Annotated in this window: 30 protein-coding genes and 1 pseudogene; 20 read left to right on the top strand and 11 right to left on the bottom strand. The window is 42.6% G+C overall.

From position 1 onward, the window contains the following. Positions 1-202 precede the first annotated feature (202 nt). Positions 203-838 carry a transaldolase family protein gene (locus HWQ38_RS18860; protein ID WP_292796327.1) on the bottom strand — a complete coding sequence of 212 codons (636 nt, stop codon included), beginning with the start codon at positions 836-838 and terminating at the stop codon, positions 203-205. A gap of 438 nt (positions 839-1,276) precedes the next feature. Between HWQ38_RS18860 and HWQ38_RS18855 the strand changes: the two genes are divergently transcribed. From HWQ38_RS18855 to HWQ38_RS18845, 3 genes are all read left to right on the top strand, one after another. After that, positions 1,277-1,987 carry an aquaporin gene (locus tag HWQ38_RS18855; protein ID WP_292796325.1) on the top strand — a complete coding sequence of 237 codons (711 nt, stop codon included), beginning with the start codon at positions 1,277-1,279 and terminating at the stop codon, positions 1,985-1,987. Between the two features lie 127 nt (positions 1,988-2,114). Continuing rightward, complete coding sequence (locus HWQ38_RS18850; protein WP_292796323.1) at positions 2,115-3,179, top strand: aldo/keto reductase; 1,065 nt, start codon at positions 2,115-2,117, stop codon at positions 3,177-3,179. Positions 3,180-3,281: 102 nt separating this feature from the next. Next, positions 3,282-3,659, top strand: a complete 378-nt coding sequence (locus HWQ38_RS18845) for a VOC family protein (RefSeq protein WP_292796322.1) — start codon at positions 3,282-3,284, stop codon at positions 3,657-3,659. Between the two features lie 53 nt (positions 3,660-3,712). Here the strand turns inward: HWQ38_RS18845 and HWQ38_RS18840 are convergent, their stop codons facing one another. Beyond that, positions 3,713-3,862: a hypothetical protein gene (locus HWQ38_RS18840; RefSeq protein WP_292796321.1), complete on the bottom strand. Its 150-nt coding sequence runs from the start codon at positions 3,860-3,862 to the stop codon at positions 3,713-3,715. A gap of 207 nt (positions 3,863-4,069) precedes the next feature. On the opposite strand from HWQ38_RS18840, the gene HWQ38_RS18835 reads away from it, so the two are divergent. From HWQ38_RS18835 to HWQ38_RS18825, 3 genes are read left to right on the top strand one after another with little or no spacing between them, the layout of a single operon-like run. Then, a complete protein-coding gene (locus HWQ38_RS18835; protein ID WP_292796319.1) occupies positions 4,070-5,323 on the top strand; it encodes an acyl-CoA dehydrogenase family protein in 1,254 nt (417 codons plus the stop codon). Next, a complete protein-coding gene (locus HWQ38_RS18830; protein WP_292796316.1) occupies positions 5,320-6,069 on the top strand; it encodes a PIG-L deacetylase family protein in 750 nt (249 codons plus the stop codon). Before HWQ38_RS18835 ends, HWQ38_RS18830 begins: the two co-directional genes overlap by 4 nt. Beyond that, complete coding sequence (locus tag HWQ38_RS18825; protein ID WP_292796313.1) at positions 6,066-6,656, top strand: SAM-dependent methyltransferase; 591 nt, start codon at positions 6,066-6,068, stop codon at positions 6,654-6,656. The genes HWQ38_RS18830 and HWQ38_RS18825 overlap by 4 nt, the downstream gene beginning before the upstream one ends. A 57-nt stretch (positions 6,657-6,713) precedes the next feature. Here the strand turns inward: HWQ38_RS18825 and HWQ38_RS18820 are convergent, their stop codons facing one another. The 3 genes and pseudogenes from HWQ38_RS18820 to HWQ38_RS18810 all read right to left on the bottom strand — a co-directional run bounded on the left by HWQ38_RS18820 (position 6,714) and on the right by HWQ38_RS18810 (position 10,046). Then, a complete protein-coding gene (locus HWQ38_RS18820; protein ID WP_292796311.1) occupies positions 6,714-8,072 on the bottom strand; it encodes a glycosyltransferase family A protein in 1,359 nt (452 codons plus the stop codon). Next, a pseudogene (locus tag HWQ38_RS18815) lies at positions 8,050-8,247 on the bottom strand (hypothetical protein); the annotation flags it as partial. The gene HWQ38_RS18820 and the pseudogene HWQ38_RS18815, both read right to left, overlap by 23 nt. 311 nt (positions 8,248-8,558) lie before the next feature. Further along, positions 8,559-10,046 carry a DUF3131 domain-containing protein gene (locus HWQ38_RS18810; RefSeq protein ID WP_292796309.1) on the bottom strand — a complete coding sequence of 496 codons (1,488 nt, stop codon included), beginning with the start codon at positions 10,044-10,046 and terminating at the stop codon, positions 8,559-8,561. A 190-nt stretch (positions 10,047-10,236) separates the two neighbouring features. Here HWQ38_RS18810 and HWQ38_RS18805 point away from each other — a divergent pair, with 190 nt between their 5' ends. After that, the gene (locus HWQ38_RS18805; RefSeq protein WP_292796307.1) at positions 10,237-10,812 is read left to right on the top strand and encodes a TIGR04376 family protein; all 576 of its coding nucleotides are present in this window, start codon (positions 10,237-10,239) and stop codon (positions 10,810-10,812) included. 675 nt (positions 10,813-11,487) lie between these two features. Further along, complete coding sequence (locus tag HWQ38_RS18800; protein WP_292796304.1) at positions 11,488-12,048, top strand: nitrate transporter; 561 nt, start codon at positions 11,488-11,490, stop codon at positions 12,046-12,048. Between the two features lie 78 nt (positions 12,049-12,126). Here the strand turns inward: HWQ38_RS18800 and HWQ38_RS18795 are convergent, their stop codons facing one another. The 3 genes from HWQ38_RS18795 to HWQ38_RS18785 all read right to left on the bottom strand — a co-directional run bounded on the left by HWQ38_RS18795 (position 12,127) and on the right by HWQ38_RS18785 (position 14,215). Then, positions 12,127-13,149 carry an NADP-dependent oxidoreductase gene (locus HWQ38_RS18795; RefSeq protein ID WP_292796301.1) on the bottom strand — a complete coding sequence of 341 codons (1,023 nt, stop codon included), beginning with the start codon at positions 13,147-13,149 and terminating at the stop codon, positions 12,127-12,129. Positions 13,150-13,290: 141 nt separating this feature from the next. Further along, complete coding sequence (locus HWQ38_RS18790; RefSeq protein ID WP_292796298.1) at positions 13,291-13,701, bottom strand: VOC family protein; 411 nt, start codon at positions 13,699-13,701, stop codon at positions 13,291-13,293. 100 nt (positions 13,702-13,801) lie between these two features. Further along, on the bottom strand, positions 13,802-14,215 hold the full coding sequence (locus HWQ38_RS18785) for a GNAT family acetyltransferase (protein WP_292796296.1): 414 nt from the start codon (positions 14,213-14,215) through the stop codon (positions 13,802-13,804). Between the two features lie 150 nt (positions 14,216-14,365). Between HWQ38_RS18785 and HWQ38_RS18780 the strand changes: the two genes are divergently transcribed. Continuing rightward, the gene (locus HWQ38_RS18780) at positions 14,366-15,121 is read left to right on the top strand and encodes a dienelactone hydrolase family protein (protein WP_292796294.1); all 756 of its coding nucleotides are present in this window, start codon (positions 14,366-14,368) and stop codon (positions 15,119-15,121) included. A gap of 354 nt (positions 15,122-15,475) precedes the next feature. Continuing rightward, positions 15,476-16,165, top strand: coding sequence for a class I SAM-dependent methyltransferase (locus tag HWQ38_RS18775; RefSeq protein WP_292796291.1), 690 nt, complete (start codon positions 15,476-15,478; stop codon positions 16,163-16,165). Between the two features lie 74 nt (positions 16,166-16,239). On the opposite strand, the gene HWQ38_RS18770 is transcribed toward HWQ38_RS18775, so the two are convergent. Both HWQ38_RS18770 and HWQ38_RS18765 read right to left on the bottom strand, forming a co-directional pair. Then, positions 16,240-16,851 carry a PIN domain-containing protein gene (locus HWQ38_RS18770; RefSeq protein ID WP_292796289.1) on the bottom strand — a complete coding sequence of 204 codons (612 nt, stop codon included), beginning with the start codon at positions 16,849-16,851 and terminating at the stop codon, positions 16,240-16,242. Between the two features lie 14 nt (positions 16,852-16,865). Then, positions 16,866-17,312, bottom strand: coding sequence for a hypothetical protein (locus HWQ38_RS18765; RefSeq protein ID WP_292796288.1), 447 nt, complete (start codon positions 17,310-17,312; stop codon positions 16,866-16,868). 13 nt (positions 17,313-17,325) lie between these two features. On the opposite strand from HWQ38_RS18765, the gene HWQ38_RS18760 reads away from it, so the two are divergent. Beyond that, positions 17,326-17,454 (top strand): hypothetical protein, encoded by a 129-nt coding sequence (locus tag HWQ38_RS18760; RefSeq protein WP_292796285.1) that lies wholly within the window; start codon positions 17,326-17,328, stop codon positions 17,452-17,454. 15 nt (positions 17,455-17,469) lie between these two features. Here HWQ38_RS18760 and HWQ38_RS18755 read toward each other — a convergent pair whose 3' ends face one another. Next, complete coding sequence (locus tag HWQ38_RS18755; RefSeq protein ID WP_292796283.1) at positions 17,470-17,946, bottom strand: hypothetical protein; 477 nt, start codon at positions 17,944-17,946, stop codon at positions 17,470-17,472. A gap of 174 nt (positions 17,947-18,120) precedes the next feature. On the opposite strand from HWQ38_RS18755, the gene HWQ38_RS18750 reads away from it, so the two are divergent. The 9 genes from HWQ38_RS18750 (at position 18,121) to efeO (ending at position 25,385) form a co-directional block, all read left to right on the top strand. Continuing rightward, the gene (locus HWQ38_RS18750; RefSeq protein ID WP_163928872.1) at positions 18,121-18,366 is read left to right on the top strand and encodes a UPF0175 family protein; all 246 of its coding nucleotides are present in this window, start codon (positions 18,121-18,123) and stop codon (positions 18,364-18,366) included. Beyond that, positions 18,363-18,740, top strand: coding sequence for a DUF3368 domain-containing protein (locus HWQ38_RS18745; RefSeq protein ID WP_292796279.1), 378 nt, complete (start codon positions 18,363-18,365; stop codon positions 18,738-18,740). The genes HWQ38_RS18750 and HWQ38_RS18745 overlap by 4 nt, the downstream gene beginning before the upstream one ends. A gap of 3 nt (positions 18,741-18,743) precedes the next feature. Next, positions 18,744-18,851 (top strand): DUF3368 domain-containing protein, encoded by a 108-nt coding sequence (locus HWQ38_RS18740; protein WP_335238127.1) that lies wholly within the window; start codon positions 18,744-18,746, stop codon positions 18,849-18,851. Between the two features lie 376 nt (positions 18,852-19,227). Beyond that, positions 19,228-20,079, top strand: coding sequence for an ATP-binding cassette domain-containing protein (locus HWQ38_RS18735; RefSeq protein ID WP_292796277.1), 852 nt, complete (start codon positions 19,228-19,230; stop codon positions 20,077-20,079). Then, positions 20,036-20,890, top strand: a complete 855-nt coding sequence (locus HWQ38_RS18730; protein ID WP_292796275.1) for an ABC transporter permease — start codon at positions 20,036-20,038, stop codon at positions 20,888-20,890. Before HWQ38_RS18735 ends, HWQ38_RS18730 begins: the two co-directional genes overlap by 44 nt. A gap of 208 nt (positions 20,891-21,098) precedes the next feature. After that, positions 21,099-21,572, top strand: coding sequence for a MarR family transcriptional regulator (locus HWQ38_RS18725; RefSeq protein ID WP_292796272.1), 474 nt, complete (start codon positions 21,099-21,101; stop codon positions 21,570-21,572). Then, complete coding sequence (locus HWQ38_RS18720) at positions 21,538-22,803, top strand: MFS transporter (protein WP_292796270.1); 1,266 nt, start codon at positions 21,538-21,540, stop codon at positions 22,801-22,803. Before HWQ38_RS18725 ends, HWQ38_RS18720 begins: the two co-directional genes overlap by 35 nt. 526 nt (positions 22,804-23,329) lie before the next feature. Then, complete coding sequence (efeU, locus tag HWQ38_RS18715; RefSeq protein WP_292796268.1) at positions 23,330-24,163, top strand: iron uptake transporter permease EfeU; 834 nt, start codon at positions 23,330-23,332, stop codon at positions 24,161-24,163. A gap of 31 nt (positions 24,164-24,194) precedes the next feature. Beyond that, a complete protein-coding gene (efeO, locus tag HWQ38_RS18710; RefSeq protein WP_292796266.1) occupies positions 24,195-25,385 on the top strand; it encodes an iron uptake system protein EfeO in 1,191 nt (396 codons plus the stop codon). The last annotated feature ends 78 nt before the right edge of the window (positions 25,386-25,463 follow it).

Here is a 25,463-nt window from a genome sequence, read left to right as displayed (position 1 = left end):
ACCTCAACTGTAATGCTTTAGATAAACTGTAGCTATACTTCGAGGATAATAACTGTTAAGCGCTGCAAACAAAAGTTTTATCTAATCCTTGAAATATCAACTGCTGCGACTGAAAAATACAGCAGCTATAACAATTAAACCTAAAAGTGCTAGAGGAACCCAGAGATTAGGGATATCTGACAAACTCATATTTAATTACGAATTATTTTAAGCCAATGCCTGTTTTAGCAAATTCTTCAACCGTTTTTTGGGAAAATTCATCAGTAGCGATCGCCTGCAACATTGCCAGTGGTAAAGTCAAATGAGCCGCTCCAGCTTGCAACGACGCGGCTGCTTCTTCAGGAGATTTGATACTAGCTGCCAAGATTTCAATATCGCTACCTTGGAGTACGCTAGCCATATCCCGCACCAAAGCAATACCGTCACCTAACAACCGGCTAGCGCGATTGACATAAGCTATGGCAATTTTAGCTCCAGCTTCCCGTGCTACTGCTGCCTGTGCTGCACTGTAAATTGCTGTCACCGCACAGGTAATTTCTGAGGATAGACTCGCCACCACTTCAAAACCTAACGGTGTTGCGGGAATCTTTAAAATTGTTTGTGAACCAATAATCTCGAAAGCTTTTCTACCTTCAGCTAGCATCCCATTTTTATCAGATGCCACAAGTTGATAGTATAACGGGCCATTTGTCAAGGCAACCAATTTTTTGAGCGTGGTTTCCGGTGGGGTATCGCTTTGAGCCAACAGCGTGGGATTTGTTGTAATCCCTTTTACCCATCCCCAAAGCTTAACAACTTCAGCTTCAGATGCGATCGCACTGTCTAGATAAATAGCCATCATTTTCCCCTTAATTGTCTGGCGATAACTCTGCATTCATCTCTGGTACACTGTAAAGCACACCAATGTTTTCAGGTAAATAAGATCACGCCCTATGGTACAGCATTGCTGTGCTACTATCTGCTTTGTAGTTTATGGAAATGAAAAGTGCTGTAAGGAAAAGCCAGATTTGTCTAAAGCTATGTACAAAGGGAATAAATTTAATTTTTCATCAAGTTTTTAGGGTCTTCCAATTAACAAAATATCTCATCGTTGGGGCCTATTGCAATACCCTCTACAAATATACAAATAATTTAGGATGATTTATTTTTTGGAAGTCCTTTAAATCAGCCAATCAATAGTATGTTGTTACCTTTTATACTTAATAATCCAGAAGCGAGTATTGATATTAATGTCATTCGGCTAATGTATGCAAGTATTAATCACGTCTAGCCAGTTATGGCAGTTATCATGAATCGTTACTCCTTAGCAAAACGATGTTTGGCGGAAGCTCTAGGTACAGCTTGGTTGGTTCTGATGGGCGTGGGTACTGCGGTGATTTCTAGTGCAGTACCTTGGGTTGGAGTTACTGGGGTGGCGATCGCTTTTGGCTTAAGTTTGTTGACTGCCGCCTATACTTTTGGTTCGATCAGTGGATGTCACGTCAACCCCGCAGTCACAATTGGTTTTTGGGTAGCCAATCGGTTTTATTTCGGAGACGTTTTGCCATATATCGGCAGTCAAGTTCTTGGCGGAATTTGGGGGACTACTATCCTGTTTTTGATTTGCATGGGCAAGCCGGAGTTTACAACAGCCAACTTTGGTTCTAATGGGGTGGGAATTCACTCCCCTGGTAACTATAGCTGGTGGGCTTGTGCATTAGCCGAATTCATCGTTACCTGTGGCTTTGTGCTGCTGATCTTGAGCGTAACATCTTTTCGCGCTCTCAAGCTGTCTGCACCAATCCCCATAGGTTTAGCGCTGATCTTGGCCCATCTTATCCTGATTCCTATTACCAATGCCAGCGTCAATCCGGTGCGATCGCTAGCCACAGCTATCTTTACTCGCGGCTGGGCATTGACTGACCTTTGGATTTTCATCGTCTTCCCCATTTTAGGTGGAGTTTTGGCGGGTATGGTTGCCCGATGGCTGCAAAAACCAGACATCTAATCGGAATCACAGGCGTATTTTGTCTGTGAAGTCCAATGTCTCAAAACACACCTGAGTTAGAATTTTTTTGCGAGATTGTCGTGCTACGATACAACTCATTTCCGATTGTTACTTGTAAAAGATAGTTATGGATATCAGTAGACGTAGCTTATTGAAAGCTGCCTCCGCTTCGGGATTAGTGGCAGCAGGACTGGCTTCCGAAGGATTTTTGCAGCCACTCTTGGCCCAAACACAACCTGTTGAGCAAACGAATCAACTGCTAGCCGAAACAGCCACTCCAACTCGACGCGGCGAGATGTTATATCGTACCCTCGGACGTACCCAAGAACAAGTATCTGTAATTGGCTTGGGGGGGTATCACATTGGAAAAATTCAAGAGGAGCAAGAAAGTATCAAGCTGATCCGCAGTGCCATTGATCGCGGCATCAACTTTATGGATAACTCTTGGGACTATCACGACGGACGTAGCCACCGTTGGATGGGGAATGCTCTTAAGAATGGTTATCGGCAAAAGGTCTTCTTAATGACCAAAATCGATGGTCGCACCAAAGGCGCTGCCAAGATGCAGATTGATGAATCACTCAAAGATTTGCAGGTAGATCACATTGATTTAATCCAGCATCATGAAATACTGCGATTTGAAGACCCCGATCGAGTCTTTGGCACTGGCGGCTCAATGGAGGCAGTCGTGGAAGCCCAGAAAGCGGGCAAAATTCGCTATATCGGTTTCACAGGACACAAAAATCCCCAGATTCACCTTCAGATGCTCTCAACTGCCACACAAAATGGTTTCCGTTTCGACACCGTGCAGATGCCCTTGAATGTGATGGATGCCCATTTTAGAAGTTTTGAACATCAGGTTTTACCTGTGCTAGTAAAAGACAACATTGGTGTGCTGGCAATGAAAACCATCGGGGAGTCTTACATTCTTAGAAGCAATACAGTCAGTGCGATCGAGTGCCTGCACTACGCCATGAATTTGCCAACCTCAGTTGTAATTACGGGCATCGACAGCATGAGAATTTTAGACCAGGCGTTTGAAGCAGTCCGCACGTTTAAGCCAATGGATCAGGCACAAGTTACAGCACTGTTAGCGCGTACCCGTGAGGCCGCGGCTAAAGGGGAGTACGAACGATATAAGACTACAACCCAAAATGACAGTACAGCCATGAATCCCGCTTGGTTAGGGTAAATATTAAACTACTGTTTACCGATAAAGTTACAGTATTTTTAATCTTCAAAAAGGTTGATAATATCTATAGTTGGCAAAAGTTTTGGATTAGTACAGTAAATTATGACATTGAAAAATACCTTTGGTGAATATAGTTTTATCACTAAAGTAGACGTTACGAATCTGGAAGCTAGTGTCGAGTGGTACAAGTCCAAGCTCGGATTTGTTCCTGAAGACAAATATGACACTCCTAACTGGAGACAGTTGAGCCTCCCTGATATTGGGCGCTTTGCAATTGGACTGAACTTAAGTAACTCAGTTGAAACAGGTAATACTGTTAGTACCTTTGTTGTAAACAATATAGTTGTTGCTCGTCAAAGCCTGATTGAAAAAGGAGTTGAAGTTGGGCCAATTACCGATGTCGGTCATGGAGTGCAATTATCTGTCTTCAAGGATATTGACGGAAACTTGTTAGGGCTTCGGCAAAATCCGCAGTCTTAACTATTAGCTGCTCAATCAGGGATGAGGCAGCAACTAAACTCATGTTGCTGCTTCTACCGTTCATACGCGATGCCATCTCCATCTCGGTCAAAACCTTTGGGATCGGCTGATAGTACTTTAAATCTTCTTTGGGTAATATCTCTTTTAAGCGGCTTTGTTGCATCGCTCAAGTAGGTTGCGCTGGCGATAAATCGATTTGTCAAACTTATCCCCTCTGCATTGATTCGACTTGCGTGGTATTGTTAACCAAATCCCACGTCGCCGCAAATAGTCATGTACTCAGATGCTTGATTGTGCTAACTATAAGAGCAAAAGATGCTTTTAAAACAACCTCTTACAGGTGTTTTAATTTTCTCCCTTTTTATGGAGTATACAATCACACAAAAGATAGAGGTATTAATCGGCTTAATTTGATTACTATCAATAATTATATAAAGAAATGTTACAGAAAGGAGTCGGTTATTAGCATCCAATTATCACAGAATGTCGTCATCCCAAAATCCCATGATTCCAACATTGCTCTGGATCTAAAACGTGCCACGGAAATTGCTGATTATTGTGCAAACAATGCCAGTGCTATAGATTACAATACTGCTTTTCCCAAGCAGGAGTTTGAACTGATTGCTAAGGCGGGGTTGTTGACTGCACCATTGGCGAAGGAATTAGGCGGATGGGGTGCAGGAATTGATGCTAATGTTACCTACGAGCTTTTAATATTATTAAAGCAGATGGGGCAGGGGAATCTGGCAGTTGGGCGAATTTATGAAGGACACATCAACGCCCTGCAACTGATTCAGACTTTTGGTTCTAGAGAACAAATTATCAGCTACGCTGGTGATGCCCGCGATCGCCAGAAAATATTTGGGGTTTGGAATGCTGAAGCTGCTGATGGTGTCAAAATAATTCCTTTTGAGAATGGACGTTATCGGCTGGAAGGTTCTAAAACCTTTTGTACTGGTGCAGGCTATGTTGAACGTCCTTTCGTGAATGGAGTCTTGCCCGAAGGCGGTTGGCAAATGTGCATTGTGCCGATGGACGAAGTGACAACAGTTAGTGATCCAGCTTGGTGGCAACCTTCTGGGATGCGAGCTACTGCTAGTTACAAAGTGGATTTTAGCGGTGTAGAGTTGGAGCAGAGCTATTTAATTGGCGGCGCAGGAGATTACTTTCGACAGCCCTGGTTGTCTGTTGGGGTGATTCGGTTTGCTGCTGTGCAACTAGGTGGGGCAGAAGCACTGTTTAACCTGACTCGCCAGTATCTCCAGAAGTTGGAATATACAAATGATCCATATCAACAGGAACGGCTTGGTAGAATGGCGATCGCCATTGAAAGTGGTAATCTCTGGTTGCGCGGGGCTGCGGATCAGGTAGCAGCCTATGCGCCGATGTTTGGTGGCGATCCTACAGTTCCCCACCCGCAAGCCGAGCAACTCGTCGCCTATGCAAACATGGTGAGGACAGCAATTGAACAAATTTGCATTGATGTGATGAATTTGTGTCAACGTTCTGTTGGGACTCGCGGCTTACTACCACCAAATCCAATAGAACGCATTATCCGAGATTTGACTATATATCTGCGTCAACCTGCTTTTGATGCTGCCTTGGCAAATGTCGGTAAGTATGTCTTGCAGCAAAGTAAGGAGAGCTTGTTTGCTTTGGAATGATGAATAAATTCGGCTTGATGACATCACCACTAAGCAATCCTAGTATTTTGCCCTGGCGTTCAGTTAACGAGATAGCTTGTAGTCCGGTACTAATCGTTGCACCCCATCCTGATGATGAGACATTAGGTTGTGGGGGTGCGATCGCACTGTTACGGTCTTTAAATTGTGATGTGCAAGTTTTAGTCATCAGTGATGGTACTCTTTCACACCCTCGTTCCCGGAAATATCCCGCAGATACACTCCGATGTTTGCGGGAGGCTGAAACACTATCAGCATTAAAATTGCTGGGTGTAGAGGTTAATCATGTCACCTTCTGGAGAATGCAGGATGGGTCAATTTCAATACAGTATCAAAGTGTAGTCGCTAGTTGTCGTGCTTATATCACAGAAGTCGCACCACAAATTATCTTTTTACCGTGGCGATATGACCCTCACGCAGACCACCGAGGGACGTGGAAGTTAATTCATGCAGTGCTGCATGGTTTGCGCTTATCCCCCCGATTGATTGAGTATCCTATTTGGGATTGGGATTGGCAGCAACGGGGGAGTCTGCCAGCATCTCTTGATGTGACAACCTGGCGGTTGAATATTAGCACAGTACTGGAGTTAAAACAGCAAGCGATCGCTGCTTATCGTTCTCAAATTACAGACTTAATTGATGATGACCCAGAAGGCTTTCGCCTAACTCCCAAAATGTTAGCGAACTTCACTCATCCTTGGGAAGTTTATATAGAAGAAAACCGATGAACCCGTTACAATCCAATTCCCTACCACCCAGCTACTTCGATAAACTCTACAGCGAAAATCCTGACCCGTGGAAGTTTGAGACAAGCGAATACGAAGCTAACAAATATGCGGCCACGATCGCAGCTTTACCCAAAGAGCGCTATCGGTCTGCTTTTGAAATCGGTGGTTCCATTGGCGTTTTAACTGAAAAGTTACAAGCGCGTTGTGACAAACTATTCTCAGTTGATATATCAAAACTGGCGCAGGATAGAGCAAAAGAGCGCTGTCAGCATCTCTCCAATGTCAACTTCCAGATTATGTGTGTCCCAGAGGAATATCCTGATGAGATGTTTGATTTGACCCTAGTCTCGGAAGTTGGCTATTACTGGAGCTGGGAAGATTTGAAAAAATCCCAACAGTGCATTTTAGAACACCTAGAACTAGGAGGACATTTACTTTTAGTTCATTGGACACTCTATGCCTGTGATTATCCTTTAACTGGGGATGAAGTTCACGACTCGTTTTTGGAGTTGCCCTCAAATAAACTGCGGCATTTAAAAGGTCAACGCGAGGAAGAATATCGACTTGATTTATTCGAGCGAGTCTGAGAAATAAACCACTTTGGAAGCGTTACCCTACTCTGGGGTGACGCTTCCCCTTAAGAATTACTGACGCAAACTCTGAAGACGCAAGCGCAAATCTCCAATTGCTTGTTGGATTTCCACAAATTTCCAGCGCGAAGCCCACGTTTGTTCTGACTGCTGGCGTTCTTCGACTTGTTCAAACAACTGACCAAATGTATAAGGTTGGGTCAATTTTTGCATAAGCCATTGCACTGAAACTCCCAGCATCTCTGCCAAGGACGCGACGCTCTTATGATCTGGCTGATAGCCATTGAGAACGCACCACCACATCACTCGTAATTGGCGACGTGCAACAAAACGAGTTTCGATAGCTGCTGCTGGCTCGACTAGAAATGATTGCTGTTGCTGTCCCATTTCTATCCATTGACTGAGCTGATTTGCTAAACCAACATTGGTACGTCCGATTTGTCTTGCCGAAGTTACTACCCGTACTAATAAACTGTGGCGAAAACGGGCATTTACCCGTTGCAAGGCACAGTAAAAAGCTACATCTTCAGGAGTCCGCACTGCCGGTAAGCCTCCTGCCAGTGCATACATTTCTGCTGTTACTGCTAAACTTGCTCCATAATGTTGATAATGGCGCGGAAAGCTGTCATGGGGGTCGGGATCAAGATAAGTTTCTAATTCAGTAATTAAATAGCGGTAGCCGACTTCACGCAGATAGCAAGCTCTGGCGTAAGGGTGTAGATTAGCACGACCAGCTTGCTCAACAAGAATTCGCCCACCGACAGCATCAGCACCACAACTAATTTCGTACAGGTTGGCAGCAATCCAAGTTGGGCTAACCTGCGAGTCTCCATCAGTTGAAGCAATTACCCCCCTTGTGCGTCCTAAGCTAGACAAACGGCGGTATGCTTCATCCATTAAAATCTGACGCACTCGACCAATATAGGCTTGTGCAGGAGGGAGAGTTTTTTCAACTATATGCAGTGCTATATCTGGATGTTGTTGAGCAAAAGTTCGGGCTATAGCTGCTGAATCATCGCTACAATTATTTGCTAACAAAATTATTTCGTAGCGTCTGGGATCTAAAAGCTGTCCTTCTAGATCAACTTGATGTAGCAGGGCAGTAAGGGTTGCTGCCAACGTCTCAGCTTCATTGCGAACTGGAACAATTACACAAACTTCACAATGGGGCGACGGCGGTATTTGGACTAAATCAGAAAAGTCTTTACCGAGTTGTACAGATGGAAAGTCAGCAACGAAGAGCAAGCGCTTACTTTCCATAAAAACCATTTTTCCATCTCCAGGGACAGCGACACAGTATTTCATCCACAATCGGAAATTATTAATATTTGTAACTATTGTAACTATATTTTCATATTTCTGATTTCCTTGGAATCTACCTACAGTATGATTAGTGCTGAATGACGTACTCACGCTTACCTGTACTCAGGAAGCGTGAGCTTCTGGTGAGACTCTTCAATGAAGACATAATCTGAGCTTTTAGATCGTGCGTCCGAGGATTCTTTATATTTATTGAGGCATTTAGATCACGACATAAACTGATATGACATACAGGACAATTATCTACTCTTTGGGATAAAGGCTTTTTGGTGGTTATAAACATTCAAAGACAGGACTTATACAAAATTAATTGTCTCAAAAACCTAATTTGTCGTAGTGGTAATTCATGAATTACCACTACTTCAGAACTTTTTTGCATAAGTCCTGAAAGAGTAATTCTAAAATCCAAAATCTAAAATTAAATAAGCTAAACCATATCTAGTTTGCATAATTTGAAGTTGTACATTTCTTGTGGGGTGGGTGTCTCGCCCGCCCAAGATATGTAAGTTAAATGGGGAACAGTTTAACAGAACTAGTGACTTGATTGCTCTTTTGAATCTAAAATCTAAAATCTAAAATCTAAAATTGTGTGACTCCTGCCCAAACGGTAAGCGGTTGTCCAACTTGCTTATACAGCAAGCTCTCCAAAATTACGCCATTATTGTTGGCGGTAAGAGTTTTATTCGGCTGATGCAAAGACTCATAGAAACCGTTGTACCAGCCATCTTTTGACTTGAGGTTGCCTTGGACAAAATCAAATAACTGCTGAGTGTAGGCAGTGTTATAAAGTACATGCCAGCCGATCGCAGCTTTGGCACTGAGAAATCGCAAATCATTGTGCTGTTGTTGGGTATCTGTAATGGTTGCCCAAGCTTTGCCGTTGACAAACAGGCTGCTGTAAACAAAGTATGGAGAGCGATCTAAGTTGTCTTCGGTAACGGCGGTTAATTGTTTTGTGGCTTGATAACGCGCTGCTTGAGCAGCTAAAATCCGATCAGCATAGGTTTTAGGCAAAGCTTGAAACCCAGTTTCAATGCCATCTAAGATATAGGGTTCGCTAAGAACGTAATTATTAGCTCCAGAGTTTTTATAGTCGCGGCGATCGTAAGGAATTCCCTCTCCGTAAAGATCAACAAAGGCAGTATGAGACTGATAATCTAAGGCTTGCTTAACATCCAAGCCCCAAAGCTTCAGACCATAGGCAGCATAATTCTCATAACCCAAGCGACCTTCTTGGTTATACTGTTCTTTGCCTTTGATAACGGCAGTACCGTACATTTGACCATTTTTGGTTAGACGCTTGACTTGCCAATGTTTCCAAACTGCTGCGGTTTGCGATCGCATCTGTGGATACTTTGCCCCGACAATCTTCAACCAGATTCCCATCCTTCCCAAATCAATTGCTGACCAACCAATTTCTTCGCGTTTTTCTAGTTGACCATAATTAACAGGTACGAGGGTTTTTGCATTGTAGACCTTGTTGGGTAGTTCACCTTTGTATAAGGGCATTGATGCCAGTGTTTTCAACATTTTACTCATTTTGGCTTCAAATTCAGCCATCGGGACGATATTGAGTTCTCTAGCACTAACTAAAGCTGCGATCGCTGCTGTCTGATCCCACATACTTACAGAGGCAAAGCCATCAACAGAATTGACCAAGCCAGTTTCATCGTTCCAGTTGCGCTGGAAGTATAACCAAGCCTGACGCGCAGTTCTCGTTTCCTCTAGGGTGAGTTTTCCAACTCCAGGAGCAATGTATGGAATTATAGCTACTGTTAGGTGGTTTTTAGGGATGGGTTTACCTGGCAAAACCAGAGATTTCGCATCCAGGCTGGCAATTATTTCAGTTTGTTTAGCAGAAGAGACAGGGCGTTGGGGTTTATCTGGTTGTTGCAATTGGGCTGAAGCAGTTTGGGATGTTGATATTTTTGGTTTTTCTAGAGAAGTCTTAGAAAGTTGCTTAGACCAAACATTTAAAATTGCGATCGCGATCGCAGCCGTAAGGACTCCTCCTACAGAAGCTAGTATGGACAAGCTCTTAGGCGGCGGTTGAAAATCAGAACTCATGCTTTTTTAAAGCCTGATCTTATAAGTCAGGGTTGCTTGCGTAGTTTCACCAAATACATTCTTCCCAACTTTTAAATCTAACTAACACCCAGAAGTGCATCTGACGGGAACTATTAAAATTTACATTCCGCCGACGACGATAATTATTTACAATAAAATAGTCACGCACCCGATCTCTGGAGTTCTAGCAGTGGGCTTATTTGATGATTTGAGTCGGTTTCTAGAAAATCGTTTAGAAGAATTCTTGCGTAACAATCCCCATTTGGAGTTAGAGGCGCTGCTAGAACAGCTGCGTGAGCAAGAGGAAGACACATTAAAGCTGATCGCAGACTTACAATTACAACAGAAGCGATCGCAAGAAGAAATTCTCTCCACCGCTCAAGAAATTCAGCGTTGGCATATCCGTGTTCAAAAAGCCGAAAACGCTGGCAGAGAGGATTTGGCAACTGCGGCGGGTGAGCGAGAAGCAGCCTTGTTGCGGGAAGGAAATCAGCGCTGGGGACAGATGCAAGGGCTGAAAGAACGCATTAACCAATCTCAAGAACTACTGCGAAAAATTCAGCAGCGCCGACAGGAGGTGCAAGCTAAAGCAGCCGAAGCACAGACAGCCCGTACTCAAGCGCAAACTCAGCAGCGTTTGGAAACCAATGGCTGGTCGAATCAAACTAATAGTTATTCTGGTGGGTTTGATGACTTAGAAGAAAAGTTTCAGCGCTGGGAAACCCAAGATGAGTTAGAACAAATGAAGCGGAATCTGGGTAAATAAACCAACGAAATGCTGCGATGCCGACGTTGGTAAACTAGGCAAGCAAGCTTGCGGTTTAAAACCCCTTGGAATTTGCTGTCTCTTTCAATTATAGGACTTACGCATTTATAGATCCCCCAATCCCCTTAAAAAGTTGGGTCTTTAAGATCCCTCCCTTTTTAAGGGCGGTTATACCATTTGACGTTAATACCGATACAGATGAATCTTCTAGAGACGCGAAATTTCGCTTCTCTACAGATATGTATTTGTATCAAGGTTTTTGTGAAACGGTATTAGGGGGATCAAAGTTTCAGGTTTTGAGTGCGTAAGTCCTGAATTATTATCTGTATTGCTAATAACAATTTATGCTATTTATTTAGGATTAAAAATTTTAGATATTTATACTTAATAGAATCTTCAATTAAATTTTGGAAATTGTATTTAATTTGCTAATCAGGATTTATTTTTCTGATAAAGTTTAGTAAAGCCAAGTTTTACCTCTTCTTTGTACTACCACTAACACATCGTAATAATACCTAAGTTTTTTTGATTAACGGTCAACCAGGAGAAGATATAAAAAATCTTGTAGTAATCAAAGAAGAAGTAGAATTAAATCTAGTTTTCTATTTCCTATTTGGTGTTGTTGCCGCAGTATTTCCCAGATGTTTCCATGAGAACTGAGGCAGAGAAAATAATATGTTTTTAGACATTTTAGCTAGTCTACAACGGTTATTTGTGGGTTACATTCCAGCCGTTGTCTTGGGTAGTTTCATCGGATATTTCATCGGACTAAATAGCATGATTTATCAGCTATTTAGGCTGATATTTCAGATCCCACATAGTATCCCTCCTATAGCTTTGCTACCTATTGCCCTAATAGCGTTTCAAGAGAGCGAATCGGCTGCTATTATAGTAGTTTTTTTGGGAACTCTCTGGACGATGATTATTAATACAGCAATAGGTATGCAACATTTTCATAGACAGAAGAATAACTTTCGAGTAGCGATATTTCATATATTTCATGCCTTGAAAGTTAGCATTTGGGTAGCTTGGTTTATAGTTATTGCTACAGAAATGTTAACCGGACCAAAAGGACTTGGCTTTACCCTCTGGGATGCTTATAAAGCTGGCAATACCGATTACATAATCCAAGTAATCCTCTATATCGGTATCATTGGCTTTTTGCTAGATCAGTTACTAGATTTCGCCGCCTATATTCTCTCACAAATGGTATCCGATGGGAAAAAATCTGATTAAATTTTGTCTAGGCTTGCGGATTACACGCTGCCAGCTAATAGTTTGCTTCGCAGAACGTATTCCTAAAGAACGTGAGTATTAAGATTCTGTTGGGTCGTCATTGACCTTAACAATCAGCTTGCCAAAGTTCTCACCTCGAAGTAAACCGATGAATGCCCCAGGAGCGTTCTCTAAACCAATAACTACATCTTCTTTATACTTGAGTTGACCAGACTGCAACCATCCAGAAACATCATGCAAAAAATCATTAAACCGATGTTGGTAATCACTAACTAGAAAACCTTTAATTAAGGCCCGTTTGACTAGCAGTGGTCTTAAATTAGGCCCTGGTGGAGTAGATGTGGCGTTATACTCCGAAATCAAACCTACTAGTGGAATTCTTGCCCCAAGGTTGATATGCTGCAACACAGCTTCTAAAATCACACCTGCTGTATTGTCATAGTAAACATCAATGCCATTAGGAGCAGCTGCTTTGAGCGCTGAATCAAGTTCTTGAGTTTTGCGGTTAATGCCAACATCAAAACCTAATTCCTTAACTATATAGTCCCGCTTATCGTCACTCCCGACAATTCCCACTACTCGCGCACCTTTAATTTTGGCAATTTGACCTACTACAGCACCCACAGCACCAGAAGCGGCTGAAACGACAACAGTTTCACCTTCTTTCGGTTGACCAACATCAAGCAGAGCAGCATAAGCAGTCAGACCAGGCATACCCAATACACCTAGACTATAGGATAAAGGTGCCTGAGTGGGATCAAGTTTACGCAGTGTCTCGCCCTTAGATACAGCATAAGTTTGCCAACCCTTATTGCTAAGAACAAAATCTCCTACTTGAAATTGAGGATGATTTGATTTAATTACTTGGCTGACTGTACCACCGACAATAACTGAACCCAATTCTACTGGTGCAGAATAAGACTCACCTGCACGAATCCGACCACGCATGTAAGGGTCGAGAGATAGATAAATGGTACGGCTAAGAATTTCGCCTTCACCCGGTTCAGGAGTTGGTGTTTCTACCAGAGCAAAATCACTCTCTTTTGGTTCGCCGACTGGACGACTTTTGAGGATGATTTGTTTGTTAATTAAATCAGACATAAGTTATTTTCCTCTAAATCAATCGTTTTTTAGCATAAAATTAAGCTTTTGTATATGCTCGCCAGAAGGTTTAAAGCAGAGTACCAACTGGCGTGCGACTTCCAGTAATCTTGGTGCTTAAGACACCGTTGCTGAATGTCTTTATAATAGCGACTCCTCTGTTTGTAGCTGTGCAAAAGTACTCTTAACGAACTCTGCGATCTCTATACGATTCCCACCAGGATCGCGGAGGAAAAATCGCACGCATCCTGGGAGTGGTCGCTGATCGGGAATAATTTCTACTCCATGCGCTTTTAGGTGTTCTTCAAAGGCGTTCAAGTTATCGACTTGGAAGCAATAATGTCGTCTAGATGCTTGGTTATTGGTGTTTTTCTCTGTACTAATGTGCAATTCAATATCTCCCAACTTGTACCACGCTCCTGAATCGTTTTTGATCACTTCAGGTCTGGGAATTTCTGTCAGTCCCAAAACTTTACTGTAGAAAAACAGCATTGCTTCCTCTACTTCAAAAGGATAGGTTACTTGAATATGATGAACTGCATCAAGCTTCATAGATTTTTCTCCTAGTTTGGGTTAAATTTGGCAACGGTGCAATCACCTTTTGCAGTAATAGTGGCGTATTTCTAAAGTTTTTTTCCAACTCACCAAAAACCTATGCGACAAGCTTTCCCATGCTGATACGTTCTTCAACGAGATAGCCAAGTTTTCTATAAAACTCAACTACTTCTGCGTTGGAGATCCGAACTTGGAGATTGATTTTGAGGCATCCCATCGCGATCAATACCCTCTCTGCGTGCCGCACTAGCTTGCTACCAATACCCTGCCGTTGATACTGAGGACTGACCGCAACTGTGTATAGCCAACCGCGATGTCCGTCATATCCTGCCATTATAGTGCCTACAATTACAGAGTTAATCTCAGTAACGAAAAACAACTCAGGCTGTACAGCAAGCTTCTGACTGATTATCAATTTGGGGCTGCTGTGCGACGGGTTATTAAAAAACACCTCATTCCACAAAGCACTGACTGATTCAGCATCAGATTCTTGGTATGGTTTTATATTCATCTACATCTCTAAATCAAAGGACTTGCCTTTGCCGATTGTTTGTGAAATACTATTCTTAAAACTACGGCAAATTGGTAGAGTTTAAGTAGTATTTACAAAACTTACCATAAAACATCGTGTCCTCAAAGCAATTGCAGGCTAATCCCTAAGATGACAAACAGAGAAATTCGCACTGCTAAAGTTAAAGTGCCTAACGGAGATTTGCAAATTGATGCTTATTTAGCTGAACCAGCAAAAGAGGGAACATTCCCAGCCGTTATCGTGATTCAGGAAATTTTTGGCGTCAACATTCACATTCGGGAAGTTGCTGAGAAGTTCGCCAAAGACGGGTATGTGGCGATCGCTCCGACTCTATTTCAACGCACCGCCCCTGGTTTTGAGGGTGGATACACTCCTGAAGATGTTCAGCAAGGAAGAGGCTATAAGGAGCAGACAACAGCAGATGAAATATTAAGTGATATTAAAGCTGCGATCGCCTATTTAAGAACCTTACCAAATGTGCAAGGAGATGCGATCGGCTCTATTGGTTTCTGCTTTGGTGGTCACGTCGTTTATCTAGCTGCGACTTTACCAGATATTAAAGTTACAGCTTCCTTCTATGGTGGCGGTATTCCCAACTCAACTCCCGGCGGTGGAGAACCAACTATCACCCGCACTCCCGATATTAAAGGCCCCATTTACGCCTTCTTTGGTCTTGATGATCAGGGAATCCCTTTGGAGCAAACAGAACAGATTGAGGCTGAATTAAAGAAAAATCAGATTCCCCATGCTATTTTCCGCTATTCTGGAGCCGGACATGGCTTTTTCTGCAACCATCGCGCCAGCTACAATGCCGAAGCTGCTGCCGATGCTTGGAAAAACGTTCAAGAACTGTTCCAAAAGAACCTTCAGCTTCAAAAAGTCTAAATCTTTAGGTTAGAAGCAATACACCGCTAGAGCATCGATTCAGTAATCAAAGACCTAACCCCCCAGCCCCCTTTCCTACCAGGAAAGGAGGAGCCAAACTCCCCCTCTTTGCTTGCCTAACGGCAGGCTGACGCTAAGGCGAGGGGTTTGAAGCGCACATCTATCTGTGCGCCTCTACTGAACAGTATGCATCTTCATCAAATCGGCAAATATTAGCCAAATAGTCAAAAGTAAATAAAAATAAAAATATCATATAATTCCAGCTGAAATGCAAGTCTATTCGCTGAAGAAAAAATTATCGCTAAAAGTTATAACAACGTCAAATCTAAGCTCAATCAACTGAGAATGCACACGATGACAGATAATATTCTTCAACAACAGATTGAATACTATCGCGCTAGAGCCAACGAATATGATCAGTGGTTCTATAGGAAAGGACGCTACGATCGCGGTATCGAAAACAACCAGCACTGGTTTAATGAAGTAGGTGTGATTAAAAGTACATTACACCAAATTGGCGTGGTGGATGATATTTTAGAGTTAGCATGTGGAACAGGCATCTGGACGCAAGAGCTTTTAAGTATCGGGAAAAAAATTACTGCGATCGATGCCTCCCAAGAAGTGATTGCAATTAATCGCTCGAAGTTAAATTCCCTGAGTGTTGAATATCACCTTATGGATTTATTTACATGGCAACCTAACATTGAATATGATTTAGTTTTCTTTGCCTTTTGGCTCTCTCATGTGCCGCCAAAATTACTTGATTCATTTTTGACGAAAGTCTATCAATCTGTTCGCGTTGGTGGACAAGTATTTATCATTGACTCTCGCTTTGAACCGACATCTACGGCTAACAATCATATCCTTAAAGATGACGGAAACATATATAAAAGCCGGAAGTTAAATGATGGTCAAGAATTTCAGATTGTCAAAATTTTTTATCAGCCGGATGAACTTCAAGAGCAGCTAAATAAAACAGGTTTTCAGGCTGAGGTGAAGGTGACAGATAACTATTTTATCTATGCACATGGAACAAAGGTTTAAATAATTGGTAATTCGTAATGGGCTATACCCCACTACGTCCCTTGGATGTCTCCTATCGCACTCTACTCTAATAATTAAATTGACTGCAACCACCCTAAAAAGTCTCGCGTACTTGCAACATATTTTTTTATTCCTGCTGCACCCAATATTTGTTTAATCTCTTTTGTACCAAAGTCTTTAGAATTTCCACTTAATAAAACTTTATGATCATCTGAAGATGTTTTGGCATGAGCAAGAATACAATGTAGAATTAAGTTATCTGTCGGATCAGGAATAAGTTGTTGATTAAGGCTGGTAATGAGTATAGATGATTCTAAATTTATTAATTCTACATTATTAGCAGCCCATTTCAAAACTTCAAAAAGGCGATTTTCAAGATCATTAGTCATTGCTTCGTTATGAATTTTTGCGGTTTGAAGAGAACGCAAAATTTCCCTATAAAATTCTGAATTAATATTTCCTTTCAGTTCGTTTCTTTCTCTCTCTAACCTTTCTGTAAAACTATGTCTTCTTCTGCGTTCATCTTCTAGAACAGAAACAGATTCCATACAACAAATTGCAGGAATCACAATTGTAATTTGCGATATTTGCTCATTTGTTTGAGAATAAATTAAAATATCACAATCTTGATCTTGGTTGTTAGCGAAACCAATGAAAAAGTTAGTTTCAAGATAAAGTGTAGTCACTAGTTTTTCTACCCTTATGCTGCATCTCCCAGCTTTTGTAGAAAATCTATTTGTTTTAACTCTTGTAATTTAGGAGGATTATCTGTTTTCCAGTTATATGCTAAATCTCTTAACCAACTCTCAACTAATATTTCTAGATAAGACTCAGAAATCCTCTTGTTTGGAAATTTTGAATCGTATTCAGACATAACTTCGTGAGTTGGGAAAGTGTAGAGAGTCTCTAGATTTTCCCCATCCCATTTAAAAAAAATAATATTTTCAGGGGTAGCAGTCATAGCATAAGGAACTATGACTTTATTATGTTCATGCTCGAACTTGAGAATTTCTTGTACTTTGGATTTAATATCTTCTTGAATGTCTCTGGATCTAATTTTTGATACTAGAAGTTTTTGTCCATTTTTATTCCAACCTGTAATGTCTGAGACTTCTATTGTTTTATCACTAAGTTTTTCAACGTCCATTTTTAAAATCCTCGTGACATTGACCATTTTAAACAGCCTATTAATTATAGGTTATGAGCGATCGCTCTTTCCTCTATATCCTGGTGCAGTGCTTCAAACCATGATGAGACAGCTAACAGCAAAAGTTAGCGGCAGCATATAAGCTAGAACACTCAACTCATCGCTTTGCTGAAGGCAAAGAACCCCTGAAATCTCCGCCGGCCCAATCAGATCCATCAAGCCAGCCATCATCCTCAGCATCCCACAACAACATATATGCAAGTAATAAGGTATTGATAAATCGCTCTACAGGAATTTCCCAATGTCTAGCCATCTTGTCTAATTGCACTTTTGCTACTGAATTCGATGATGCAAAACATTGCAACACATCATCGTGGCTACAAGACCATCCATAAATAAATTTATCAAAATAAGGTTTATATTTCTCTGTTGCATGAGGTTTCTTAAAGTTAGTAAAGCGAACTTCTTTAAAGAAGTCTAGTTTTAGACCAGCAACAAGCCCATCAGAATCTTTACCATAAATATAGTAATAAAGTGAAATACCTTGACCATTAAAACTGCGAGTAGCGCGAATAATTCTGGGAGTGACGAAATCATCTCCCTCGAAATCTGCAAGAACATCCTTTATTGTCATATAAACCGTATTCAGTACTCAAGTATTATTCTTAGGGTTCCCAAACCAGAACAAAGCCTTACATTATGACATGAGCAAGATTTATAAAAAGGATACGGTTCGGTTTATTTACCTGATTATCACTTGGCGATCGCCAAGCTGCTTAGAATAGTAGTGATAGAGAGGATTATAATTATGAACGTCGTCATTCCTAATGAAATATTAACCGCAACTCGGATGACTGAAGGCGAAATGAAGCAGGAAATTGCAGTGATGCTCTTTCAAAAAGAAAAGTTAACCCTTGCTCAAGCCAGCCGATTTGCAGGCATGAATCGTATAGCGTTTCAGCATCTACTTGCAAGTCGTCAAATTTCAGTGCATTATGGGGTCGAGGATTTTGACCAAGATATAGAAAACTTGCGGGCGATGGGTAGACTGTGATCATTGTCAGTGATACTTCACCCATTAATAACCTCGCCGCCATTAACCATCTTCATTTACTACAACAGCTTTACGGAACAGTCCTAATTCCTGAAGCTGTCTACCGAGAACTGACTGATCCCAACTTTTCAGTTGCAGGTGCAATTGAAGTCCAAACTTTTATCTGGATTCAAACTCGTCCAGTTGAAGATCGTATATTGGTTGAAGCACTCAGCAATGAATTGGATATTGGTGAAGCTGAAGCCATCGCTCTAGCGCTGGAAATGAAAGCAGATCAAGTTTTGATTGATGAACGTCGTGGTCGCATGATTGCAGCTAGGCTAAATCTTGCTTACACAGGAATTTTAGGGATCTTGGTTGAAGCTAAAAGTTAAAGGCTGATTTCTGCTGTGAAACCTTTGTTAGATGCTCTGATTAACCAAGCAGGATTTTGGGTGGCGGAACCTTTATACAAGAGGGTTTTGCAGCTTGTTGATGAAAATTAAATGCAACGTAGACTTCCTAACTAAGCAGCAGTAGGCATTCTGAAAATTTTTCACCTATTTATTATCCGGCGTTGCATATTTGCGGGATGATTTTGCTAGTTTTGTGGGATGGGCATCTTGCCCGTCCCTTGTATTTTGGGGCAGGCAAGATGCCCACCCCACAAGAATCATCCCTTGATTCAGCAACACCTATTATCCTAGCAAGTGTTTGCGGTTAATTTGTCAGTGAGACTTCGCCGATCAATAACTTCGCCGCCATTCTACTGAGTTTCCTTTTACTCTGATTCGGATTTTTGTAACAAGTCTATTGACTTCAGACAAGTATATTGAGAGACTAATAGTTAGTTAAGCTAATTATTGGAAGTGCATCAAACTTGTGACAATACTGACGGGAAAAATAAATCGGTTAGAACCTCCTAGCGAACCAAGAGCGCTGATTTTGGAAACTCAGGGACTCACACGCCGTTTTGGGAAGTTAACGGCTGTTAATAACCTGAGCATATCTGTGGAACAAGGCGAAGTCTTTGGGCTGCTTGGGCCGAATGGGGCAGGGAAAAGTACAGTTATTAAGATGTTGACAACTTTACTGCCTCCGAGTGCAGGAACAGCAACCTTAGCTGGCTATGATGTGACTCGTGAATCTAATCCTGTGAGACGGGCGATCGGCTATGTACCCCAGGCGCTCTCTGCTGATGGTAGTCTTACGGGTTACGAAAATCTTTTAATTTTTGCCAAGCTGTATGGAATACCTGCCAAAGGACGCGATCGCCGGATCTATGAGATTCTAGAGTACATGGGTTTGCAAGATGCGGCGAAGCGCTTGGTACGAAACTACTCTGGTGGGATGATCCGCAAGCTGGAAATTGGCGTCTCAGTGCTGCATCAACCCCAAATTTTGTTTCTTGATGAGCCGACTGTCGGACTAGATCCGATCGCTCGAACTCAAGTATGGCAGCTTGTGGAACAACTCTGTGCTGATTACGGCACAACTATATTTTTAACAACCCACTTTTTAGAAGAAGCAGATAGCTTATGTAACCGAGTGGCGATTATGCAACAAGGTGAAGTCGTAATTACAGGCGCACCAAGCGACTTAAAAGCTTCTTTAGATAAACCAAACGCAACTTTGGATGATGTCTTTATTCACTATACAGGCGACCAGTTAACATCAGGAGTGAACTACCGTGACACAGCAAGAACCAGACGTACTGCTCAACGGTTGGGTTAAAGCCCCAGCTACTCACCGAGGAAATATCATCTCTGCAATTAAAGAGCTAGTTACGAAAACTTTAGCGATCGCAGAATTGGAAGTGCGTAAACTCCGCCACGATCCCACTGATTTAGTAGTTAGATCAGTGCAACCGTCATTATGGTTGCTGATTTTTGGGCAAGTGTTCTCCAAACTTCACGAAATTCATACAGGGAACTTACCATATTTAGACTTTATGGCTGCTGGCATTCTCGCTCAAAGCGTGTTGAATGTGGCGATTTTCACCGGTGGAATGACACTAATTTGGGAGCGAGATTTAGGGATTGTACATAAATTTCTTGCTAGTCCTACACCTCGTATAGCAATGGTCTTGGGCAAAGCTTTAGCATGTGGGGTCAGGTGCTTATCCCAGGTAGCAGTAATTTATGTATTGGCTTTTTTCTTAGGTGTAAAATTAAATCTCCATCCTTTAGCTTTTCTGCAAGTACTACTAATAGTCATGCTAGGGGCGGCTTGCTTTTGTCTTTTTTCATTAATTATTGGCTGTTTAGCAAAAACTAGAGAGCGGATGACCGGAATTGGACAAATGTTAACCATGCCGTTATTTTTTGCCAGCAATGCTATTTATCCGATCGCAATGATGCCCAACTGGTTAAAGTTTGTTTCCCACTTGAATCCCTTAACTTATGAAGTTGATGCCTTACGCAGCACCATGCTAGTAGATGGAATCAGCGTCTATGGCTTTGGTTGGGATTTAGCAATTCTCTCATTAGCAGTAACAGTCTTGACGATCATCGGTGGACGACTTTATCCACGGGTAGCGATGTAATCCGCAAGGCGGAATTCAAAATTCAAAATGAATACAGCGTAAGCGGTTGATTGATTTGGAATCGGTGGTTTATTTACGCCGTGTTGTATTAGCATCTATGGCTTTGGTCTGGATTGTACAATTCTCTTATTAAGGTTAATAATCTTAATCATCATGGTTCGACGACTTTATCCATAGATGGCGATGTAATTAGGAGAACAACAAGCCCATGACCTTGGATAAACCTACTAAAGGTGCAACTTCCGAAGAATGTGCCGCTAGGGTAATGGACACAGTTCCATTAGTGATGCGGTTTATCCGAGCGGATATGCGTGCCCATAGCGCTGCTTTTTTATCTATACCTCAGTTGCGATCGCTAGCATTTCTCAACCGCAATCCTGGGGCTTCATTATCTGAGCTAGCAGAACATTTAGGTGTCACCTGTGCCACGACATCAGCAACTATAGAACGCTTAGTCCAACGCGATTTTGTCAAACGCTGCGATCATCCTCAAGAGCGGCGGCGGGTGTTGCTCAATCTAACTGAAGAGGGAAGACACCATCTCAAGCAATCCCAAGATCAAACTCGCGCTCATATTACCGATCTGCTGAAAGGTCTTACAGAAGAGGAAATTTCCAACATTGAAGAAGGCTTAACTCTACTAAAAAATGTCTTCGAGAAAACAGAACTCAAATCCCCATAACTCTGAGGTTGCACAGCACGATCCCTTTGCAGCCCTGAAGTTTCGAGACTATCGGCTATTTGCCATTGGACGGCTGGTGCTGTTCGTAGGGTCGCAAATGCAAACTGTAGCCATCGGCTGGGAACTTTATGAGCGGACTGACTCAGCGATCGCTTTAGGTGGCGTGGGGCTGGCGCAAGTTTTGCCGATGATTGCTCTCACCTTAATTGTCGGACATGTGGCCGATCGCCGCGATCGCAAACTGATCATCTTACTGTCGGTAATGTTGCTAGCTCTCTGCTCCCTGGCTTTGGGTGTACTTTCCTATACTAAAGGTGCAGTTTTTCTGATTTACGCCTGCTTGGTATTAACAGGTATTGCTAGGGCATTTCTCAGACCTGCCAGTGATGCCTTCATGTGGCAGTTGATACCTGTCAGTGCTTTTACGAATGCAGCCACCTGGAATAGTAGTAGCTTTCAGTTAGCCGCAGTCATCGGCCCAGCCTTCGGAGGATTCGGGATTGCACTGTTGGGAAGCGCTACAGGCGTATATATGCTAGCTGCGCTCGCTGCGTTAGTGTGTTTTATTTTAACCCTGCCGATCAAAGAGCAAAAAGCGATTCGCTCAACCGAGCCAATCTCACTCAAAGCCCTGTCAGCTGGTGCTAAATTTGTTTGGCAGAATCAGTTAATTTTAGCCGCGATTACATTGGATATGTTTGCTGTCTTGTTAGGTGGTGCGATCGCGCTCCTTCCCATCTTTGCCAAAGATATTTTACATGTGGGGCCAGTGGAGTTGGGATACCTACAAGCAGCCCACTCCATCGGTGCTTTAACTATGGCGATTACCTTGGTGTATTTACCACCGTTACGCAAAGCTGGCCCAGCCTTATTGTGGTCAGTGGTTGGCTTTGGCGTTGTGACAATTATCTTTGGGCTTTCTCGTTCGTTTTGGCTGTCTATGTTAATGCTGATTCTTGGTGGCGCACTAGATAGTATTAGCGTCGTGATTCGTCATACATTAGTTCAAATCAGAACACCAGATCATTTACGTGGTCGCGTTGCTGCTATTAATAGCGTGTTTATTAGTGCTTCCAATGAGTTGGGGGGCTTTGAGTCAGGCTTGACTGCTGCCTTGTTTGGCCCAGTGATTTCAGTTGTAGGTGGTGGAATTGGCACAATTTTAGTAGTGATTGCTACGGCGATGATTTGGCCAGGAATTCGCAAGTTAGGGGCTTTGCAAGAGTATTAAACAAGTCGGAAGTCGGAAGCGATGCCCTGAGCTACGCCGTTCGCGCAGCGTCTCGTAGAGAAGGGTACAGTTTTGTAATGGGGATTTAGCGCAAAGTCAAGCCAGTGGATTGGGGAGCCAGTCCGTTGTGGGGGTTCCCCCCGTTGAAGGAACTGGCGTCGGGTTTCCGACTCTTGTTGGCTTTTCTTAATTATCCTTTGGTCGTAAATAGACGATGCTGTAGGGGAAAAGCCATGCTAAACCCCTACGAAAGATGTGGTTTTTCACCTGATACATATTTGATATTTCTTGCGTGTTGCCCACCCCACAAGAAGTAGTTGAATATTTTTTTATTTGGAAGTCCTTTAAGCCGCAATGCCATTGCATCGGCTGGTTATGCCAATGCATCGACTGGTTATGCCAATGCATCGGAATCACAAAAACTTCATCAACCTAGATTTTTAACTCGCAGTTATATACAAATGTTCTCAAGTAGGTTATTATTCTCATGATGATTTGATAGTAATTATAACTAATAAGGTTATCCATGCTTTTTCCCTTCTTGATCATGTTCCGAGAGGGCGTTGAAGCTGCACTTGTCGTGGGGATCATTGCCAGTTATCTCAAGCAAACTGGTCGTACCCATTTGATGAAGTCAGTTTGGATTGGCATCGCACTAGCAACTTTGATTTGTCTAGCTGCTGGCATTATTTTGCAAATAACTAGTCAGGAGTTTCCCCAGAAACAACAAGAACTATTTGAAGCGGTAATTTCCCTCGTTGCCGTTGGGGTTCTCACCTGGATGGTTTTTTGGATGCGCCGTGCGGCTCGTTCTCTGAAAGGCGAGTTACAGTCTCAAATTGAAACTGCGATTCAGTCGGGCGATAAATGGGGTACAGCACTCGTTTGGATGTCATTCTTTGCAGTACTGCGGGAAGGTCTGGAAACAGTAGTGTTTCTGCTGGCTACGTTTCAGCAAAATTTGGGAATTCAAGCTCCTGTGGGGGCATTATTTGGATATGCAGCCGCACTAGCCGTCGGTGTAGGCATCTATCAGGGTGGTATTCGCATCAACTTGAAGCGATTTTTTAAATGGACAGGAGCCTTCATTATCCTGGTTGCGGCTGGACTTTTAGCAAGTGGGGTGAGAGCTTTTCACGAAGCCGGAGTGTGGAATTTACTGCAAACAGTGGTATTCGATGCTAGCGGGGTACTTCCCAATAACGGGTTTCTCGGTTCACTTTTAGCAGGATTTTTTGGATATAACGATGCCCCGACTGTCAGCGAAGCGATCGCCTATTTTGGCTATTTAATTCCTACGATGTCGCTGTTCTTCTTAGGGGATAACACGGCACAGAAGACTACAGCAAGGCATTATTAGCTACTTCCATAATTTTTAGGAAAATACAACAATGAAAAATGTTTTAAAGTATTCAACAATTATCTGTCTAATTGCCTTGACAGTAGCTGCCTGTGAATCAAACAAATCAAGCGATACTGCCGCGAGTAATACTCCAGAAGCAAAAGTAGCCAGTGATACCTCTGCTAACAATCCTACAGAAACTGCTTTGAGTGTGACAGATAAAGGTTGCGAACCGAATCAGCTGACAGTAACATCTGGACAAAACAACTTTGTACTGACCAACAAAAGCAGCAAACCTGTGGAGTGGGAGATTTTGTCCGGGGTGAAAGTCGTTGAAGAAAAGGAAAATATTGCTCCTGGCTTCGTTCAAAAACTCAAAACCAATCTCCAACCGGGTGACTATGACATGGCTTGCGGTTTACGCAGCAATCCCAAAGGGAAACTCACAGTGAAAGCGGGAGTTGGAGATTCTCAAGCCAAAGGGACTGTAGATCAAGGTCAATTAGTCGGTGCGATCGCAGAATATAAAGTCTACATCACTAAAGAAATTGACCAACTGGTTACTAAAACCAAGATATTGACAGATGCCGTGATTGCTGGCGACCTTCCCAAGGCTCAAAAAACCTATGCATCTGCCCATCTTCACTATGAACGCACAGAACCGGTAGCTGAATTGTTCTCCGACCTCGACAAAAGCATGGATTCCCGTGCTGATGACTTTGCCAAAAAAGAGGCTGACCCACAATTCACCGGATACCATCGCCTAGAAAAAGCTTTATTCCAGGACAAAACTACAAAAGGCATGAAACCCTATGCCGAAAAGCTACAGAAAGATGGACTAGATTTACAAAAGCGTATTGCCACCTTGACCATTGAACCGAAAAAGATGGTTGGCGGTGCTGCTGACTTGATTGAAGAAGTGGGTAAAACCAAGATTTCTGGAGAAGAAGACCGTTACAGTCATACTGACCTCTGGGACTTCAGCGCTAATGTCGATGGTTCCCAAAAGATTGTGGAGTTATTGCGCCCCGTCATCCAAAAAGCCAACCCCGAACTACTGGGGCGTGTGGATGCAAATTTCACCAAAGTTGACCAAAAACTTGCTAAATACAAAACCCCTGATGGTGGTTTTGCTACCTATGACAAGGTGAGTGAAGCAGACAAGAAAGAGATGAAAACAGCGATCGCATCTCTTGCTGAAGATTTATCTCAGCTGCGCGGCACTTTGGGAGTTGAGTAATTTATCAACGAAAATCGGCGGGAATCCCATCCCAACAAGAGGGGTGTCCGGGATAGCCGCCCGCCGATTTAGTCATTA

This window comes from Nostoc sp. NMS7 (assembly GCF_017115085.1).
In the GTDB taxonomy this organism is placed as follows: Bacteria; Cyanobacteriota; Cyanobacteriia; order Cyanobacteriales; family Nostocaceae; genus Nostoc.
The sequence above is the reverse complement of the archived record's forward strand: the minus strand, read 5'-3'. Positions and strand labels throughout refer to the sequence as shown.